We start from the raw sequence: 18,502 nt of genomic DNA on the forward strand, positions 1-18,502 counted from the left end.
TTGATCACGATCGTCGGCTCGGCCACCATAGCCGGGTGAGCCACGTGCCGCCATCGCGTCGCCATCCGACCGGCATGGGCATGCCCATCGCGACGGCCATGCCGACCGTTATTTCACTTGCAGATTTTCGACGCGCAGACGGGCCCCGCTCATCGCGACCTGGTATCCCTCGAGCCGTGACTTCACCAGAGCCTGGTCCTTGCTCACATACAACCAATCGGCGGCGGCGTCCTGGCTCACGGTCCTTGCGAATTCCCGAAGATGGCGTTGGTAGTCCTTGTCGTTGGTCGAGGCCAGGGCATCGCGGTATTGGCGCTGCGCGGTGCCGTTGGTGTAGCGGAACACCGAATCGGCGTTGGCGAAGGTCCCGGCGGATTCGTCGCCCTCCAGCGTGGTGAGCGCGATGGTGTAGTTGCCGTCGGTCAGGCGGGTGGCCATGGTCGCGTCGTCGACGACCTGCATATCGACGCCGAAAGCGCCGTCCTGTTCCAACTGTTGGGTGAGGGCTTCGCCGAGATCGCGATACTCCTGCGGCACGAGGAACACGACGGTGCCCAGATACTGCGAGGAGAAGTAGGACAACATGGAGCGGGCCTCCGCGCTGTCGTGGGGGAACAGACCGGTCAGATCCTCGTAGCCGGGCTCGAGCGGTCCGATCGGCCCCCCGAGCCGAGTCGCGACATCATGCCTGCCGTTGATCGCCGCCGGCACGTCGATGAGATGGCGGGTCGCCTGACGGACGCGCTGGTCGGAAAAGATTGAGGAGGGGTCGGCGTTGAATCCGATGAGCACGGTTCTCGTGCCGTTGTCCTGGGCGATGGACAGCGAGGAGTCGTTACCCCGCAGCCGTTCGAGATCGATGGTGTCGGGCAGACCCATTTGGATCTCACCCTTGTGCAAGGCCGCGGCGACGGCGTCATCCGTGGCGAAATAGCGCAGCGTCACCTGCGATGAGGCGGGGTCGGGGCCGGCATACTTGGGGTTGCGGCGCAGGGTGATCGAGGATCCCGGCGTGTATGCGGCAACGACGAAGGGCCCCGAACCCATGGCCTGGGAGGTGTAGTTGATGGTCGCATCACGATCGAAGACGATCCCGATCGGGCCGCTCAACGCACGCAGGAGCCGTGGATTGGGCTCTCCCAAGGTGAGGACGAGCGTATGGGCGTCGGGGTTGGCCACGTTCGTGAGTTTGCCCAGCGTCTCGACGCCGGGGCGGTGCTGCTGTATCGCCTGCTGCAGCGACCACACGGCATCGGAGGCGTCGAGCGCGTCGCCGTTGGAGAAGGTGATGGCCCGGCGCATCGTGAAGGTGTAGGTCAGGCCGTCGCTCGATGTCTTCCACGATGAGGCTAGCGAGGCGTGCAGCCGATTGCGGCCATCGACGCCCACGAGGGTCTCATAGACGTTGTCGAGCAAGGCTTGGCCTACTGGCCTATCGCGCTCAGTGCGGATATCCAGTGATTTCGGTGCATCGCGCAGCCCGACGGCCACGGTGCTGTCCGAACGCACGTCCTCGCCCCACGGTGCCGGCACGTGGCGATCGGCCAGCGACCATGCGACCCACAGGAGGGCGAAGAGGGATACGGCCACGGCCAGGAAGATGGCCCACCGCCATGGACTACGACCTTGATGCTGTGCCATGATGCCTCACCTTCGTCGTTCAGAACAGCGCTGCACTGGGGCAGGTGGCGTTGAGTGGGCAGTTCGCACAATCGGGCTTACGTGCGTGGCATACCGCCCGACCGTGCAGGATCAGCCGGTGGGAGAGGTTTGTCCAGGTCTCGGGAGGGAAGCAGGCCGTGATCTCGCGTTCGATCGCCACCGGATCGGGGTGGGTGGAACGCCAGTCGGTGCGCCACCGCAATCTGCCGGTGACGCGCATCACGTGGGTGTCGACCGGGAATCCGGGGATGCCGAAGGCGTTGCCGAGCACGACATTGGCGGTTTTGCGCCCCACACCGGGCAGCGTGACCAGATCGTCCATCGAAGGGGGCACGGCGTCGTGCATCCGGGTGTGCACATCATGTGAGAGCGCGATGATGTGGGCGCTCTTTGAGCGGAAGAACCCGAGCGGATGGATGATGTCCTCCACTGCCTCCGGGTCGGCCGCCGCCAGCGATGCCGGCGTGGGGTAGCGGTCGAAGAGCTCGGGCGTCACCGAATTGACCCGGACGTCGGTCGTCTGGGCGCTGAGCACGGTCGCGATGAGCAGCTGGAACGGCGTCTTGAAATGCAGGGCGCAGGCCGGGGTGGGGATGGCCTCGCACAGCAGATCGTATTCGGCGTGCATGCGTTCCAGACGATGACGCCGTGATTCGCGTGGCATACCTGCCGCCTACTTCGTCTTCGTATCGGCCGAGGCCGCGTGGCCTTCAGATGCCTGGGCCGCGTCGCTGGCTCGGCGGCTGGCCCGTCGGCCCTCGGCGTCGCCATCGTCCGACTCCGGTTCGTGCGTCTCCTGCTCGGCTGGCGGCTCGGGCGGGTCGAAACGGTATCCGACATTGCGCACGGTGCCGATCATGTGCTCGTATTCGCCGCCGAGCTTCGCGCGCAGACGGCGGATATGCACATCCACGGTTCGGGTGCCGCCGTAGTAGTCGTAGCCCCATACCTCCTGCAACAGCTGTGCTCGGGTGAAGACCCGGTTGGGGTGCAGGATGAGGTACTTGAGCAGCTCGAATTCCTTATAGGCCAGATCGATCGGGCGGCCGTGCAGGCTCGCGGTGTAGCCGTCGGTGTCCACCACGAGATCGCCGCTGCGAATGTGTCCGTCCGCATCGCGCTGCGCCGGCTGGTCGCCGGGCAGTGGAGCCGTCATCTGACGCGTCCCGCCGTCGGCGATCATCCGCAGTCGGCCTTCGACCTCCGCGGGGGAGGCGCTCGTCACCACGACGTCGGCCACGCCCCATTGTGGGTTGACCACCGTGAAGCCGCCCTCGGTCAGAATCAGCATGATGGGGGTGCTCAGTCCGGTCGCCTGAACGAGGCGGCACAAGGTCTTCGCCATGGCGAGATCGTCTCGGGCGTCGAGGAAAAGAATGGTGTTCTCCGGCATCTTGACCAGGCTTGCGGCATCCATGGGCAGCACGCGTACACGGTGCGACAGGAGGGCAAGCGAAGGCAGCACGGAGGCGGGGTCACTCGCTGACGTCATCAGCGTAAGATCGGTCACGTAGCTCCTCTCTCCAAGCCTTATGGACACCAGTGTACAGCCGTGCCGCAACCGGCCGGTCCCGATGATTGCATCTCGGTTATGCAACCGACCTTGTGCGGGCTCCGCACTGGCCCTGTGTTGGCCTTGCGCGGAATTTGGGGTGAACTTGCACCGACCCTGCGCCTACTCTGCACCGACCCTGCGCCTACCCGGCGCCGGCTCGTATTCCCCCGTCGCATGTGTGTCATGATCCCCGCGGCACTCGGCCCGGCGCGTGTGGGGGTATGTGGGGTTAGATTGAAGGCATGCATGACGCCGGGCGGCACGTCGCCGGGCGTCAAGTGGGCCTTGACGACAAAGGGGATGGCGCATGACGGATATGGCTGGAAGCGATGAGGCTTCGCGTCCCGGACGGCCGTGGGGCCGTATGGTCGCCGCTCAGATTGTCGCCTATGCGCTGATGTGCGCCGCACTGGCCGCCTGCTGGTGGGGTGTACTGCCGCAGTTGGGCGTCAGCGTGATCGCCGTGGTGATACTGGCGGTCTTCGTGGTGGGTTGGCCGTTTGAGACGTTCGGCCCCCGTGCCGGTCTGGCGGAACGTGTGACGACCGCCGTGTTCGGACTGGTGTCGATAGGCATCGCATCCTGGGCGGGGGCCGGACAGGGCTTGGCGGGCCCGGGTCCGCGCAATGCCGGGTGGGGACCCGTGGCGCCCGCACTGGTGTGGTTCGCCGATACCATGGTTGGATTCTGGGCGTTCGCGTTCATCGTGATGGCCGTCGTGTTGGTCGTCATCGGCTTTATTCGACAGATGGCACGTGAGCGGCGCGATCACCTCATCCGGTTCCTGTCGACTTCGTTGTTGGGTGGCATCGCGGCCATTTCGCTGGGCGGTTGGGTCGTGGTCGCACGGTTCTGGCCGGCATGGCATACCGCGAGTGTGAACGGTTCCACCCAGATCGGGTTCGCCACGCTCCCGGTGGCGCTGTGGTCGATCCTGGTCGTGCTGATGGCGGTGGCCCTGTTCGTGGCGTCCTGCCGCTGGTGGGCGTGGGTGAGTCATGGACCAAGGACGTCTCTGGCTTGGTTGGGATTCGGTCTCCTGCCGATGATGTGCGCCGGATTGTTGCCGTTCCTCGCCACGGCCGGTCTGCTGGTGATTGCCTGAGGGCGAGCTTGCGACCGGGAGGGGGGCCTTCGAGCGGCCGGTCGCCGTGATGACCTCGTGCCGTGGATGACCTTGCCGTGACCGGCCGTCGCGTTGTTCCGTCGTGACCGTCCGCGTTGGGCGTCTGGCCCGAACGGAGCGTCTGACCCGGAGCGCCATCGGATGACGCATGATGGCCCGGATCGAGCGAATCGATCCGGGCCATCATGATATGGAGATGATGCACGCCAACTATGCCCGACCGGCATGCGCATCGTCGCGGTCGGGGTGATGCTTAGTGCTGTGCGGCGAGGCGCTCGCGGGCTTCCTTGATGTCCTGTTCGGCCTTGTCGACGCCGGCCCAGAAGTCACCGGGCTCGACCTTCTTGTTGGGCTCCAGCGCCTTGTACTGCTCGAAGAAGTGCTTGATCTCCGCCTTGTGGAATTCGCTGACGTCATCGATGTCCTTGATGTCGGCATACCGCACATCGTCGGGCACGCACAGGACCTTGTCGTCCCCGCCAGCCTCGTCGACCATGTGGTACAGGCCCACGGCGCGGCAGGAGATGATGCATCCGGGGAACACCGAATCCGGGATCATGACCAGTGCGTCGAGCGGATCGCCATCCTCACCGAGGGTGCCGTCGATGTAGCCGTAGTCATCCGGGTAACCCATGGACGTGAAGAGCGTGCGATCGAGGAAGATGCGGCCGGTCTCGTGGTCGATCTCGTACTTGTTCTTCGAACCCCGCGGTATTTCGACGACGACGTTGAACGATTCTGCCATTTCATAACTCCTTGACGACTGTGATATCGGGCTGGTACCGCCCTGGCCTCCAGCATACCCGTTCCGGCCCACTGCGGGGTGATGAAGGAGCGCGTGGATGAGGCCGGGACGCTCAGTATTCGACGCTGAGGATATGCGCCACGTCGCACCAGGGCGCCAGTGACACGAAGTTATCCCAGCCCCACTGGAACGAACGCCCCGTCAACTCGTCATGCATGGGTATCGCCTGGTCGGTCGGCAGGCCGTAGTCGCCGAGTTCCAGATGGACCATGGACTGATGGGCGTTGTGGCCATCGAGGTTCACCACCACCACCAGGGTGTCGGGTTTGCCCGTCGCCGTGAATTCGGCGGGCGTGTGACGGCAGAAGGCGATGATGTTCGGGTCGTCGGTGCGCAGCACGCTGAGATTGTGATAGCTGGTGGTTGCGGGGTGCCGGCGGCGTATTGCGTTGAGCGAAGTGAGCAGCTCGGCGATGCCGGAACCTTCGGCCTTGCTCCAGTCGCGCACCTTGACTTCGTATTTCTCGTTGCCGGCCTGTTCCTCGTAGCCGGCCCGCTGACGGTTCTCGATGAGCTCGTAGCCGCTGTAGATGCCCCATGACGGCGATCCCATCGCGGCGAGGACCGCTCGTATCGCGTGGCCGGCGACACCGTTATCCCGGATGTAGTCGGTGAGGATGTCGGGGGTGGTGGGCCAGAAGGTGTTGTGCTGGTAGAAGGCCGCATCGCCGTTGGTCAGCGGTAGGTAATCGCTCAGATCCCTCTTGCTGTTGCGCCAGGGGAAATAGCAGTGCGATTGCGTGAATCCGGCGTAACTCAGCGCCCTCATCATGCCCGGTCGCGTGAAGGCCTCGGCCAGGAACAGGGTTTCGGGGTGCTTGCGTGTGACGGCTGCGATGACGTCCTGCCAGAATCTCACGGGCTTGGTGTGTGGGTTGTCAACGCGGAAGATCGTCACGCCAGCATCGATCCACAGGCCCATGATGCGTTCGGTTTCGCGTTCGATGCCCGCCATGTCCTCGTTGAAGTCGATCGGGTAGATGTCCTGATACTTCTTGGGCGGGTTCTCGGCGAAGGCGATCGATCCGTCGGGCTTGTGCAGGAACCAGTTGGGGTGTTCCTTGACCCAGGGGTGGTCGGGCGAGCACTGCAGGGCGAAGTCCAGCGCGATTTCAAGGCCGAGCTCATGCGCGCGGCGGCAGAACGTCTTGAAGTCGTCCATGGTGCCGAGCAGCGGATCCACGGTGTCGTGGCCGCCGAGTTCGGAGCCGATTCCGAACGGTGAGCCGGGGTCGTGCGCGCCGGCGGTGAGGGCGTTGTCGCGCCCCTTGCGATTCGTGGTGCCGATGGGGAAAATCGGCGGAATATAGACCACGTCGAAACCCTCTTTGGCGGCCCGTTCCAAGCCCGAGACCGCAGAGCGCAGGGTGCCCTGCACGATCTCGCCGGTCTCGGGATCGAGATGGGCCCCTTCGGAACGGGGGAAGAACTGGTACCACGCGGCGAAGCTCGATTTCGGGCGTTGCACATGAACCGGCCTGCTGACCGTCGACACTGCCTCGCGCAACGGATGCGTCGTGTGCAGCTGTTCGATGACCGGGGTGTCGGCCGCAGCCAGACGGGCGTTCTCGTCCTGGCCTGAGTCGGCGACGGTTTCCGCGGCTCGTTCCAATACCCGGCGATTGCGTGCGTGCAGGCCGGAGTCGGTGCTCTGCGCCCAACGGCGCAGTATGGTGGCGCCGGTCTGCAACGTGTTTTCGATGTCGTCGCGGGCCGCCACTTTGATGCGCGCATCGTGCAGCCATGAGGCGTAGACGTCACGCCATCCCTCGATGGTCAGGCTCCAGTTGCCCAGTTGGCGTTTGATCGAGGGCCAGTCGCTCTGCCATGGCTTCGCATCGCTGTGCTCCCCGGCCTGCAGCTGCACCGACCAACGATCGAGACCCGGATTGACGCAGTGCATCGGCAACCGCTGCGTGATGCGGCCATGCGGAGTGCGCAACACCGCGTCGGCGCCGATGGTGGACCGGCCTTCGGTGAAGATCTGGGCGGAGACGTCGAAGGTCTCTCCCAGTTCGACGCGCATGGGGAAGACACCATCCTCGGCCTGGGGCGTGATGTCGATGATCGCCACCCTGCCGAACTGGCCGGGTGCGTGAATGGCGAGGCTGAGTGCGGGGCTGTCGGCGACGAAGCCGGCGCTTGGTCCCTGTACGGCGTCCTTCTTTGGCCGCCGTGTTCTATGTGACGTGTGCATGCTGTGTGTGCGCCCACTGGCGCTTCTTTTCGCTGCCATATAGCCATTGTAGGGCCTGATGCTCGGTATCGGCGTATATCGGGCCAAGGGGCGGCCTCGATGTGCCGGCGCCTGATGGCACTCCGCCCGACACGCCAGGTAGACCCTTCGACCACAGCATTCGGTGCTGACCCCGTGGGGCGTGGTCCGCGTGTCAGGCTCGTGGTCATACGCGGCGGCGCTGGATCGGTGCGTATCGATGACGGAAGGACAACCATGAAAGCGGTGTTACGCAATCGTGTCGTCGCGCTGATCGCCCTGATGGCGGCGGTGCTGATGGCCGTCGGCTCCCCGGTGACGGCCCACGCGGCCGATTTGAAACTGGCCGAGCCGGACCAATATCTGACCTATCGGGTCGACGGAGAGCAGCTGTTCATCGGTGTGGTGGCCGTTGACCCGCGGGGATCCCACTACTACTGCATCGAAGCGGGAGTGCCGGTCGACTATGTGGTGACAGGGACCTCGTCGATGGATGACACCGAGGATGCGCGCCGCCTGGCGTGGCTGATGGAGCACTATCGCGAGAGCGTCGACCGTGAGGCCCAGGCGGCCATCGGAGTGCTCACCCATGACCGATACGACCAGCATCCGGAAGTCTGGCGGAGGCACCGTGAGGTCATCGTCAAGGCCTACCCGCAGTTGGAGGCCCGGGCACAGGCGTTGTGGAAGGAGGCGTCGGATCGCTTGCCGGTGTCGGCCGCCGCATCGGTGCGCATGGTCGAGGGGCTGCGCCGCGGCGTGGTCGATATCGAGGTGAAGGAGGCGTCCGGAGCGCCGGCAACAGGCGAACGGTATACGGTCACGCTCGAGGGGCCGGCGGTGTTCGACAACGGCCAGGCGAGCATATCGGGCGCGTCCGGTACCGGGGTCGTCTCACATGCCTGGCGCGCCACCGGATCGGGTGAGGTGAAAGCGACCGTGACCTACCTGCGACAGGGCTTGGAGCATGTGGCGAGCGGACAGGATTTCATTCGGTTGTCGGGCGGCCGTCAGGTCGGAGGCAGGGGCGTCAACTTCTCGGTACGCAAGGAGTTCGTGCCCTCGCTGAGCACCGAAGTAAAGCCCAAAGTGGCCGATGCCGGTGGCATGGTGGACGATGTGGTGCGATCCGGTGTGCGCGGTGCCGAGGACCATTGGGTGCCGGATCTGGAACTGGTGGCGAGCGGCTGGTATTTCGACCGTCTGGATGCCGCGGCCCTCAGCCAGCCGATGGCCCCGCTCGCCCGGGAAAGCGCATCCCAGTTCCTGCGTCGGCTGCAGGATCATGGGCATCGGCCGGCCGCCTACGGCACGGCGCGATTCACCGGCCCGGGTCAACAGGCCGAGGTTCGCGCGGTGACGAAGCCTGGGGGTGAGCCATACCGGGCACCTGAATCCTCGGGGTTCGGCACGTGGGTGTGGGCTTTCGAGCGTGAGCGGCAGAGCGAGCGTGCCAAAGGATTCGTGACGGCCGACGTCGTCACCGGATTCCCGGACGCCACCGAAACCAACACGCATCGGGGACCGCTGCATGTCACATCCACGGTCACGGAGCACAGCGCGACCGTGGGCTCCGAGTTGAGTGACACCGTGACGGTATCAGGATTCCCCGATGATCACGGACTGTTCTCCGGGGACGAGAAGTTCGGGTTCATGGCCGATGTGCCGTTGGCGCAGATGAGAGTGTGGTGGGCGGGCGACGAAGGTGATGCGGCTCAGAACGAACGGTATCGGCCTCAGGGGGCCGAAGAGCCGAAGGAGGACGAACACCACCGGCTGATCGGACAGTGGGATTACCCCGCGAAGAACGGGGTCATCAAGGTGGGGGCCGGGGCGAAGGACGCCCACGGGAACCCGGTCTCCATCAAGGCGGACCGGCCCGGCTGGTATGTCTTCGTATGGTCCTTCACCGGCGATGACCGGGTCATGCCTGCGACCAGTGCCTATGACGATGCATGGGAACGTACACGGGTGGAACAGGTCGTTTCGCCTCGGGCCCCCAGCATTACGACGAAGGTCGACCCGGCCACGGTGAAGGTTGATGAGGAGTTCCGTGATACGGCCATCGTGAAGGGTGATCTTGAGGATGGTGCCCATGTCGAGTTCACGGCCTACGAGGCCGTCGACAAGGATGAGACGCCAGGCACGGGTCCCAAACTGTTAGACCGGGATCGTGTGGCCGTCGACCACAAGAAGGCCGAACAGGAGGTGGTGTCGTCGAAGGTGAAGTCGTCGAAACCTGGTCTGGTCTATTGGAAGGCGTCGGTCATCGGCCCTCATGGCGATGTCCTCGCCACCCATGCGTTGGGTGTCCCCGGTGAGGTGGTGACCGTAGAGGAGCCGGCGAAACCGGTGCTCGAGCGGCCGAAGCTGGCCCATACCGGTTCGGCCATGACACCGCTCACGGTGATCGGGATAGCGGCGGTGGTCACGGGAGGATGCATGCTGGCCGTGATTCGGCGGCGTTCGAAGTGACGCGTAGGAGCGCGTGAACGCGCGACCGGTTGGGCCACTGACTGGTGATCCACTAGTGGAGGCTATCGGTGCAGTTCGCTCTCCGAGCGTTGCGCCGATGGGTCCTCCAGCTGGATCGTGGTGTGGTGGACCCCGAAGTCGTGGTCGAGCAGTTCGTGAATCCGGGCCAGGACCATCGGTGCATGGCCGTCACGGAAACATTGGTCCGCCAGCGTCACATGGGCCGAAATGGTGGGCAGGTCCGAGGCGATGGTCGAGGCGTGCAGGTCGTGCACCGCCGTCACATGGGGTACGGCGAGGATCCGTCGCCGGATCTCCTCCAGGTCGAGTCCTTCGGGTGTGTACTCCATGAGGATGTGCAGGGTCTCGCGCAGCAGGTGGATGGCCCGCGGGATGATCAGCGCGGCGATGCAGAGTCCCGCCACCGGATCGGCCTGTTCCCATCCGGTGGTTGTGATGACGATGGCCGCCACGATCACGCCTACCGATCCCAGGGTGTCGGCGAGCACCTCGAGGAACGCCGCGCGGAGATTCATGCTCTCTGCGCGGCCTCCGGCCAGGATGAACACCGAAGTCACGTTGCACACCAGGCCGATTGCGCCGAAGACGACCAGTTCGTTCGACGGCACCGACGGCGGTGACACCAGACGTCCGATACCTTCGATGATCGCATAGGCACCTGCTGCCAGGAGCAGGCTGGATTGGAACAGCGCTGTCAGCACCTCCATGCGGCGCATGCCCCATGTTCTTCTCGCCGAGGGCCTGCTACCCATGAGATGGGCGGCGATCAACGCCATGAACAGGCCCGATGAATCCACGAGCATGTGCAGGGTATCGGTCAGCAGGGCGAGGCTGCCGGTCAGGGCGACGCCGACGATCTGCGCGATCATGATCGTCGTGGTCATGGCGAACGCGAGCGTCAGGCGACGGCGCTGCCTGCGTAGGCTCGCGGTGAATGTGCTGTCGTTGTCGTCAGTTGTGGTGTCGTGCGTCGAACGTGGCGTGTGCGTGTGCATCAGGACTCCCGCGATGTCATGGGTTCGGCGGCCGCGGCGGCGGGCTGGTGCGCGAGCAGCGTGCGGGCCATCGCGAGGATGCGCATGACCGCTTCGGGGTCGCGGATGGCGTAATACGAGGCGCGGCCCTCAATTCGCTTGGTGATAATCCCACTCGATTTGAGTCTGGTCAGATGCACGCTCACGGTCGACTGCGCCAGTCCGATATGGTCGACCAGTTCACCCACCTGGTGTTCGCCCAGGCTCAGGTGGGCGAGCAGACGCAGACGAGTGGGATCGGCCAGCGACCGCAGGAGCCCGGCGACGGCGCCGTAGGAGTCATCCAGGTTCCTTGTGGTGGGGTTGGGGCCGGCCGCCGTATCGGTCGTGCGTGAGACAGGTCCGGTAGGTGCCGATGTGAGCGCCTGACCGGCTGATGGGCCGTGTCGGGGGAGGGGTTCGATCCTCCGCTCGCGGCAGCGGATATATCGTCGTTAATCATCGTCATACCACGATGATATCGCTTGGCGACTATCTATTCAAGAAACCAATGCAAGATGGAATTATCCTTGCCGTCCCATAATCTGGGGGCATGGCATATGCCCATTGTCTGCAGTGAGGGGACTGCGCTGGGAACCTGTTGACGGCGGGCGCGATAGCCGAGAGCACTATGACGTACTGCGGGGTGATGACCATGAAGCACACGATGGTGACCGAAACCGGATTCCCGTTCGAGATGGCCGAGAAACATATCACGGTGGTTCGCCATCACCGGTGGATTGTCGGCCATGCCATCTGGGCTGCGGTGCTGGCGGTGGTGCTGGTGTTCGCCGGGGGCTGCGGTGCGAAATCCGCCGAGCAGCCTAAGGAAGTCGGTGAGAGCGTCGCCTCGGCTCGGAAGAAATACGCCACCTCACAGCCCTACGATGTCGCCAACAAGGAGATCGTCCTCGGTCAGAGCGAAGGTACCACCTTCAAACTGGCCGACATGGACTCATCCGTCACCTACGAGCCATGGTTCCGTAAGTCACACGGAGCAACGCCATTCGTGCTCTATCGCGACCCTGAATTGCACACGGTGGAGCAGGTGTATTCGACGGCCAGTATCCGCAGCGATGGCACGCTGACAATATCCCCCAAGGAACAGTATGACGAAGAGGTCAGGTGGACGGACGAGTACGGCAGCGTACAGAGAGACGACCAAGGGAAGATCCTGCGGCTCAAGCTGTCCAGCGGCAACCGGTGGGGTACGCGCGAGATATTGTATCTGGCCCAGTATAACGATCTGAAGACCGGGAAGTTGTTGAAGAAGCCGCTGGTGCACCTCATGAGGATCAAGCCCTCGAGTGGACAGCTGGCACGCCCGTCGACCACCATGCGGATCGGCGACGACGGCAACCTCACCCTGAGCTGGAAGCCGGTGCGTGGCGCGGCAGGCTATGTCATCATGCAGGTGGGTATCGGAGGTGCGGAGAAGTGGCCCAATCGCGACGGTGACGTGACCACCACCGCCACTTCACGCAGGATGCTGGCCTCCACGACCGCGACATCGTGGACGACCAGCGATAGGAACCGATCCTCTCTCGATGCCGCCAGCGTCAGGGCCGATGACCTGGCCGACGGCACTAGCGGAACATTGTGGCAGCAGGAGCATTACGGCAAGCTGAGGGATTATGAACTGTTCGTCCTCGCCCTCGACGACGACTACGTCCCCTCCTTTGAGAGCGATCACATCCTCGGACGCGACATCGCCTACAAGATTCCGTTGATGCGGGCCGGTGAGACGCTCAAGAAGGAGAACATCCTGTCCCCAAGGACCATCGATGATGTCCCGGTGACCTATCCGGTCACCATGGCCGATGGCATGATACGCAGATTCCCGGTCCACTTGGATGAGGAAGGGGCGAAGCTGTATGTCCATCGTCAGGATGGAACCGAATGGGTCAAGATTCCATTTCGTGTCATCGGCACGGAGCTGACCGACGAATTCTATGTCAGGGCGTCGTCGAAGGACTACCGCGGGAAGCTCGCCGACCATAATCGCAAGGCATTGGCCGCGCGGGCCACGGGTTCGGTGCAGACCGTCACCCCCATGGAGACTCGAAATATTGTCGCGACCAAGAAAGACGCGTATTCGGATTCGATACCATCCACGGATTACGTCGTCGAGGCCGACAATGCGCTTGAGGAATACCTCGGGGCCAACATGGCGGCAGGCAAGGAATATCTCGATCTCAAGGCCTTCCCCGAGGTCGGGGATGACGGCGTCCTGAGGCAGGCGATGGACTTGGTCCGACAGCGCAACCCCATCCTTCCGGCGGTGATTTCCTATTATTATTCGCCATCCAAAAAGTTGGTGGAGCTGCGCTATGGCGACCTCAAGGATGCGCTGAAGCAGACCACAACCCTGATCTCCAAAGTCGGCGCAATCAAGAAAGCAATCATCAAGGACGGCATGGGAGACGAAAAGAAGGTGGATGCCATCAATCGCTATATCGCGGACCATGCACAGTATGATTATGAGGCGTTGGACAAGAAGAATGCCGCTGAGGCGATAGCGGACCAGCAGGGCCAGGATTCACGTGAGGCGATTAAGGCCAAAGACGACATGGACCTCAACTACGGGTATGCATGGAAACCTGAGGGCGTGCTGCTCAAAGGCAAGGGGGTCTGCGCGAGTTACGCCTCGGCGTTCCAGTTGCTGGCTTCCCAATCGGGTTTGGAGAGCGCCTACATCACCGGGCAGACCAGTGGTGGGATGCACGCCTGGAATTATGTGAAGGTGAACCGGGAGTGGAAGATGGTGGATCCCACATGGAACGATTCCGACGCGAATCCCAACGCATACCTCAATCTCTCGCTCAAGGATGACCGGTATCTATCGACGCACATACCCGATTCGAGTTTCGTCAACCGCTACCACAATTGAATGCGATCGCCCTGATTCTCGGTGAGACGGATCGGTGGTCAGGATTGCGCGAGCTCCCGTTGGCCTTGTGGCAATGACAACGGGAGCTCGCGCAACGACCGTGCGAACCGCGAACCCGTCAGGATTCCTTCGCGGGGGTCTCGGCCACCCCGTCCAGATGGTTCGCGAGCAGCGCCATGGCGAACAGGTAGTCCGACAGCCGGTTGATGAAACGCAGCCCTTCGGGTCGCACCCATTCCGGTCGTGCCTCGTGCAGAGCCACGCAGGCGCGTTCCGCTCGGCGGGCCAGCACCCGGGCGACCTGCAATTGGGCTCCCGTATGGCCGCCACCGGGCAGTATGAACGCACGGATGCGGTCGACTTGCGCCATGATCCGATCGATCGACGTCTCAAGCTGGATGACGTCGTCATCGTGGATGTTCGCGCTGCCGTCGATACTCACGTCGGCCTGGAACCGATACAGCAATCGCTGGATATGCTGCAGGTCATCGCGCATGCCGACGGTCTGTTCCGAGAGGTCGGCGATCACGAGACCCAGCCACGACTGCGTCTCGTCGAGTGCGCCGACGGCGAGGATCTGCGGGTCGGTTTTGGAGATGAAATGACCGTCCATCTGACGGCTCTGGCCGCCGTCACCCTTCTTGGTGTAGATCTTCATGGTGCCGACCTCAGTGCGTCGCTACGCCGTTTGTGCCGGCGTTGGATGCGGTAGGTGATGCCGTGGAGGTGGCGGTGTTCAGCGCACCGCGATGCAGGGTGCGCTGGATGAGATCCACGGCCCACGGTGTGGCGATCAGCAGCAGCACCGCGGTCGAGGCGGCGTTGATGGCGTCGAAGGGTGCGGAGGCGCCGAGCGTGCCGAAGAACGCCAGAACCGTGTAGATGCGGGTGTAGGCCAGCCAGGTCCAGATGTCGAGGATCCAACCGTAGACGAACGCCGATGCGATGCCCCACAGGGCCATCACGATGCGATTACGGCTCCAGGAGGTATGGCGAATCCAGCCGGCGGCGGCACCCATCAGGCCCCAGGCCAGCATCTGCCACGGTGTCCAGGCGCCCTGGCCGAGCCAGATGTTCGAGATGAGAGCGGTGAGCGATCCGATGAGGAATCCGGATTCCGCGCCAAGCGAGAGGCCCGCGAGGATCACGATGAAGCTTGTGAGTTCGACGTCGGGAATCGGCAGTTTGACGATGCGGGAGACGACGGCCAAGGCGGCGAACGCCGCGCTCGCAGTGATCTCGCCGAGCGAGCCGACCCGGGCAGACCGCGTTCAATCACCCAGAACGCCGCTGCCACGATCATGGGGGCGACCGCCGTGGCGAAAGCGAACAGGTTGTTCGCGCCCAAACCCGATTGGATCATGAGCAACAGAAGGCACAACCCGATGACGCCGCCCATCCAGGCCGTGAGCCGTCCGGCCGGTTTGGCCGAGCTCGCCGATACGACGGATGCGGGGGAGGCCTCCGCCGCGCTTCGGGCCGCCACTTCGGGTGTGGCGTCGGGAGTCGGCGCGCCGGCCGATTCGCCGGTGGTCCCGGTGTGATGCATGTCGGATGTTGGTGTGGTGTTCATGGATTCCTTCATTCCTCTTATTCATTCGTATGGCCCGTCGGCGCTGATGCGTCGGCAGGCGCGTTATGGTCGCGATGGGTATCGCGACACGTTGTTCCGGGTTCATGGGGTCACGGCCCCACCCCGGTATCCTCCGGCACGAGGGCCTCCGGATCGCGCTCCCGCAGCAATCGGTGCACGCCGGTGGTCGAATAGTCCTGTCGTGCGATGATGGCCCGGGGGGTGTCATAGGCCACGAGTTCGCCGTTCATGAGCACGGCGTTCATGGTCGCGTACCTCACGCAGAACTCCGAATCGTGGCAGGAGAAGATGACCAGTCCACCCTGTGCCGCACGGCGTTGCATCGCCAGGCCGACCTCCGCCGATGCCGGGGCATCGAGGCCCTTCGTCGGCTCGTCGAGCAGGGTGATCGGACGTCGTTCATTCAACACCTGACGGACCGCAGCGAGCTGCTGCTCGCCCAGACTGGATGCCATGATCCGCTGGCGCGAGAGGTCGTAGGGGTCCATGCCGGCGTGCAGCTCAAGCACGGCCCGGGCGTCGGCTGGCACGTAGCCCACCAGCCCCGCGCTCCTCGATGGTCTCACCCTCGCGGGCCGTCCGAACACTCGGCGCAGCATGTCGCCGATGCCGGGGCGTCGACCGTTCGGGCGGTCCATCGGTTCCCCGCCCCGTGCCTCGGGGCATAGCGAGATCGTCCCGAACTGGGGGCGTGTGGTGCCGAACAGCATGTCCAGCAGCGTGCTTTTGCCGCTGCCGCTTTGTCCGCTGATCGCAATGATCTGGCCGAATCGGGCGTCCACACTGACATCGCGCACCGCGGGTGCCTGGGCGTTCGGGTAGGTATAGCTCACGTTGTGAATGCGCAGTGCAGGCGTAGCCGTAGTCGCGGGGGTCGCCGAGGGTACGGGGGATGTGCGGATTGAATGTGGGTGCCTTCCGACCGCGGTATCGTCGTCGCGGCGAGGGGATGAGCCTTCCGTGGCGGTCGAAGCCCGCCCGTGCGCCGGCACGGCCGCCGGCAGCTCAGCCAGTGCGGCACGGCCCTCCGCGACGGTCATGGGCAACGGGGTAACGGTGTCCGAACCCCGCGCCGACGGCATGGCGCCGGCGCCGCTTCGCGCATCGAGGAACAGCCGGGGCACGTCGGGGATCAGATCGCGGCACTCCTGTGTCCGATGCAGCATCGTGACGGCCTCGCGAGGCGTCCCGTCCGCCACGATGCGGCCGCGTCGCATCGCGATGAGGTGGGTGGCCGTATCCAACAGGCCATCGAGACGGTGCTCGGCCATCACGATGCTCATGCCGGCGTCGCGGTTGAGTCGACGCAAGAGGTCGAGGGTGCGTTGGCGGGTGACCGCATCGAGACCCGATGTCGGTTCATCCAACAGCAGGAGCCGCGGGCGGGTGGCCAGTATGGCCGCCAGGCACACCAGCTGGCGCTGCCCTTCGGAGAGCGCGGCGATCGGCGTATCGATGAGCGCGGCGATGCCGAGGAATCCGATGATGTCGTTCGCCTGCAACGCTACCGCCGACCGATCCACTGATGATCGATCCACCGACGAGCGCCCGTGCCATGACCGTCCGTGCATTGTCGGGCCGTTGCCGAGCCGAATCGCCAGGTCGTCGCGCAGCGTGGCGGCGACAAGGACGTCCTGGGTGCGTTGGGGCACGTATCCGATGTCCGTCGATCCCAGACATGCGTTCGCCGGTCCGCCGAACAGTTCGATGCTGCCGCCGCGCTCGCCTGACGGGAACAGCTCCGGTTTGAGATGGCGCAGCAGTGTCGTTTTGCCACTGCCGGTGAAACCGGAGATGATAGCGAACTCGCCGGCGTCGATGGTCAGGTCGATGTCGTCCAATGCCGGTTCAGGCCCCGGCCCCGGTTCCGGTTCCGTTTGCGGTTCCGGGGCCAGGGTCGGGGAATGGGGATCGCCCAGATCGGAGTGATCGTTGGTGGCGATGATGGCGGTTGCGGCGTCAGCGCCGTTGGTCGATGTGCCGGTCTCGGAAGCGGCCATCATGGGATCCTCGGCGAAGGTGAAGCGCAGATGGGTCAGGCGTGCAATCTCGACCATAGCAGGTCACCTCCCTCCTGGAGATACGGCAACGTGACGATGAGGAACGCCACGAGGAACATGACGGGGGAGTACATCCCCCACGGATGGATAAGCAGTACGGCGAGCATGGCGGCGGACCAGACGATCAAGCGCCACGACCGCCGGTTTCGGGCGTCGTGGAACCTGCCCGTACGGATCGGTGCGGCGGATTCGTACGGATTGTTCGCGTCGGCGGCGGAGTTGGCGCTTGGGGCGCTACCGGCGTTACCGGACTCGGAGTTACCGGTATCGCCCGGGTCAGCGGAATCACCCGTATGGGCGGTCGCGATGGTCAACGCGGCGGCCTTCGACGACGCATCCTCCATCGTCTCGGCCAACATGGCGTACAGCAATGCCCGCAGGAGCACCAATCGCCGCATGACGGCGTGCCCCGTCGGGTTCCCGCGCCGTGGATCGGACGATTGTGACGCGGCGGCTCCCATCGACATCGGGTCCGGCGACACCGTACCGGTCGTGGTCGAGCCGATTGCGCCGGCACCGACTGGGCCCACACCGATTGCGTCGGCACCAATCGCAATCGCACCGGTTTCGACCGCACGCCGGGCGAGCGGGAACAATGAGGCGAAGCGTGACATGAGCGCGGGAATCATGGCCATGCAGATGCCCATGGTGAGCACGAGACGGGGCGCGCGTCGTGAGGACACGGCGGTCATCACGCCTGTGTCATTACGGGTCTGCGAGAGGGCGGTGAGCACGAGGATCATGAACGAGATCGCGTTCAGCGCGCCGGCGTACAGGGCCTCGCTCGTCGGCCCCCATCCGTGGATGGTGAATAGTCTGACCGAACCCTGGGTGTGGAATATCGCCGTGAAGATCACGATGAACAACCCCATGGAGGCACCGGTCCACAGGCCGACAAGGAGACGTCGGAGTGCTCCGAACGCCAGTTCGAGTGCCACGAGCAGAAGCATGATCCACAGGCCGAGCCTGATGGATCCGTTGGTGCCGCCGGCGACCAGCACCGCCACATGGTGCCAGAGCACTGCTGCAAGCGACAGCCTGGTGAAGGCGGTCCTGCCGAACAATCGCATGCGGCGGCACGCCTTC

The 18,502-nt window shown here is 64.2% G+C and carries 15 protein-coding genes; 4 read left to right on the top strand and 11 right to left on the bottom strand.

Features of this window, described 5'->3' with window-relative positions; translation table 11 throughout:
* Window positions 1-108: 108 nt before the first annotated feature.
* Genes BMON_RS05520 through BMON_RS05530 form a run of 3 tightly spaced genes read right to left on the bottom strand, consistent with a single transcriptional unit; the run spans window position 109 to window position 3,172 of the window.
* The gene (locus tag BMON_RS05520) at window positions 109-1,641 is read right to left on the bottom strand and encodes an ABC transporter substrate-binding protein (RefSeq protein ID WP_033512806.1); all 1,533 of its coding nucleotides are present in this window, start codon (window positions 1,639-1,641) and stop codon (window positions 109-111) included.
* Between the two features lie 19 nt (window positions 1,642-1,660).
* Window positions 1,661-2,326: an endonuclease III gene (gene nth / locus BMON_RS05525; protein WP_033512808.1), complete on the bottom strand. Its 666-nt coding sequence runs from the start codon at window positions 2,324-2,326 to the stop codon at window positions 1,661-1,663.
* 9 nt (window positions 2,327-2,335) lie between these two features.
* The gene (locus BMON_RS05530; RefSeq protein ID WP_051917927.1) at window positions 2,336-3,172 is read right to left on the bottom strand and encodes a winged helix-turn-helix transcriptional regulator; all 837 of its coding nucleotides are present in this window, start codon (window positions 3,170-3,172) and stop codon (window positions 2,336-2,338) included.
* Between the two features lie 352 nt (window positions 3,173-3,524).
* Here BMON_RS05530 and BMON_RS05535 point away from each other — a divergent pair, with 352 nt between their 5' ends.
* Window positions 3,525-4,322 (top strand): hypothetical protein, encoded by a 798-nt coding sequence (locus BMON_RS05535; RefSeq protein WP_033512810.1) that lies wholly within the window; start codon window positions 3,525-3,527, stop codon window positions 4,320-4,322.
* 274 nt (window positions 4,323-4,596) lie between these two features.
* Here BMON_RS05535 and BMON_RS05540 read toward each other — a convergent pair whose 3' ends face one another.
* Window positions 4,597-5,088 carry an inorganic diphosphatase gene (locus tag BMON_RS05540; protein WP_033512812.1) on the bottom strand — a complete coding sequence of 164 codons (492 nt, stop codon included), beginning with the start codon at window positions 5,086-5,088 and terminating at the stop codon, window positions 4,597-4,599.
* 112 nt (window positions 5,089-5,200) lie between these two features.
* A complete protein-coding gene (locus BMON_RS05545) occupies window positions 5,201-7,384 on the bottom strand; it encodes a maltotransferase domain-containing protein (RefSeq protein WP_081882921.1) in 2,184 nt (727 codons plus the stop codon).
* Between the two features lie 216 nt (window positions 7,385-7,600).
* Here BMON_RS05545 and BMON_RS05550 point away from each other — a divergent pair, with 216 nt between their 5' ends.
* The gene (locus BMON_RS05550) at window positions 7,601-9,838 is read left to right on the top strand and encodes a hypothetical protein (protein WP_033512814.1); all 2,238 of its coding nucleotides are present in this window, start codon (window positions 7,601-7,603) and stop codon (window positions 9,836-9,838) included.
* Window positions 9,839-9,900: 62 nt separating this feature from the next.
* Here the strand turns inward: BMON_RS05550 and BMON_RS05555 are convergent, their stop codons facing one another.
* Complete coding sequence (locus BMON_RS05555; RefSeq protein ID WP_033512816.1) at window positions 9,901-10,854, bottom strand: cation diffusion facilitator family transporter; 954 nt, start codon at window positions 10,852-10,854, stop codon at window positions 9,901-9,903.
* Window positions 10,854-11,318 carry a metalloregulator ArsR/SmtB family transcription factor gene (locus BMON_RS10580; protein ID WP_202805451.1) on the bottom strand — a complete coding sequence of 155 codons (465 nt, stop codon included), beginning with the start codon at window positions 11,316-11,318 and terminating at the stop codon, window positions 10,854-10,856. The genes BMON_RS05555 and BMON_RS10580 overlap by 1 nt, the downstream gene beginning before the upstream one ends.
* A gap of 209 nt (window positions 11,319-11,527) precedes the next feature.
* Here BMON_RS10580 and BMON_RS05565 point away from each other — a divergent pair, with 209 nt between their 5' ends.
* Complete coding sequence (locus tag BMON_RS05565) at window positions 11,528-13,762, top strand: transglutaminase domain-containing protein (protein WP_161786333.1); 2,235 nt, start codon at window positions 11,528-11,530, stop codon at window positions 13,760-13,762.
* A 118-nt stretch (window positions 13,763-13,880) separates the two neighbouring features.
* Here BMON_RS05565 and BMON_RS05570 read toward each other — a convergent pair whose 3' ends face one another.
* Window positions 13,881-14,420: a cob(I)yrinic acid a,c-diamide adenosyltransferase gene (locus BMON_RS05570; RefSeq protein ID WP_033512820.1), complete on the bottom strand. Its 540-nt coding sequence runs from the start codon at window positions 14,418-14,420 to the stop codon at window positions 13,881-13,883.
* Window positions 14,421-14,430: 10 nt separating this feature from the next.
* Window positions 14,431-15,000, bottom strand: a complete 570-nt coding sequence (locus tag BMON_RS05575) for an ECF transporter S component (protein WP_081882923.1) — start codon at window positions 14,998-15,000, stop codon at window positions 14,431-14,433.
* Window positions 15,001-15,078: 78 nt separating this feature from the next.
* Between BMON_RS05575 and BMON_RS05580 the strand changes: the two genes are divergently transcribed.
* Window positions 15,079-15,306 (top strand): hypothetical protein, encoded by a 228-nt coding sequence (locus tag BMON_RS05580; RefSeq protein WP_156098622.1) that lies wholly within the window; start codon window positions 15,079-15,081, stop codon window positions 15,304-15,306.
* Window positions 15,307-15,445: 139 nt separating this feature from the next.
* Here the strand turns inward: BMON_RS05580 and BMON_RS05585 are convergent, their stop codons facing one another.
* Together BMON_RS05585 and BMON_RS05590 are read right to left on the bottom strand one after the other, a co-directional pair.
* The gene (locus tag BMON_RS05585) at window positions 15,446-17,413 is read right to left on the bottom strand and encodes an ATP-binding cassette domain-containing protein (protein WP_033512822.1); all 1,968 of its coding nucleotides are present in this window, start codon (window positions 17,411-17,413) and stop codon (window positions 15,446-15,448) included.
* Complete coding sequence (locus tag BMON_RS05590) at window positions 17,392-18,486, bottom strand: hypothetical protein (protein ID WP_152595770.1); 1,095 nt, start codon at window positions 18,484-18,486, stop codon at window positions 17,392-17,394. Before BMON_RS05590 ends, BMON_RS05585 begins: the two co-directional genes overlap by 22 nt.
* Window positions 18,487-18,502: the final 16 nt, after the last annotated feature.

Origin of the sequence: Bifidobacterium mongoliense DSM 21395, from assembly GCF_000741285.1 — a bacterium.
Classification (GTDB): Bacteria; Actinomycetota; Actinomycetes; order Actinomycetales; family Bifidobacteriaceae; genus Bifidobacterium; species Bifidobacterium mongoliense.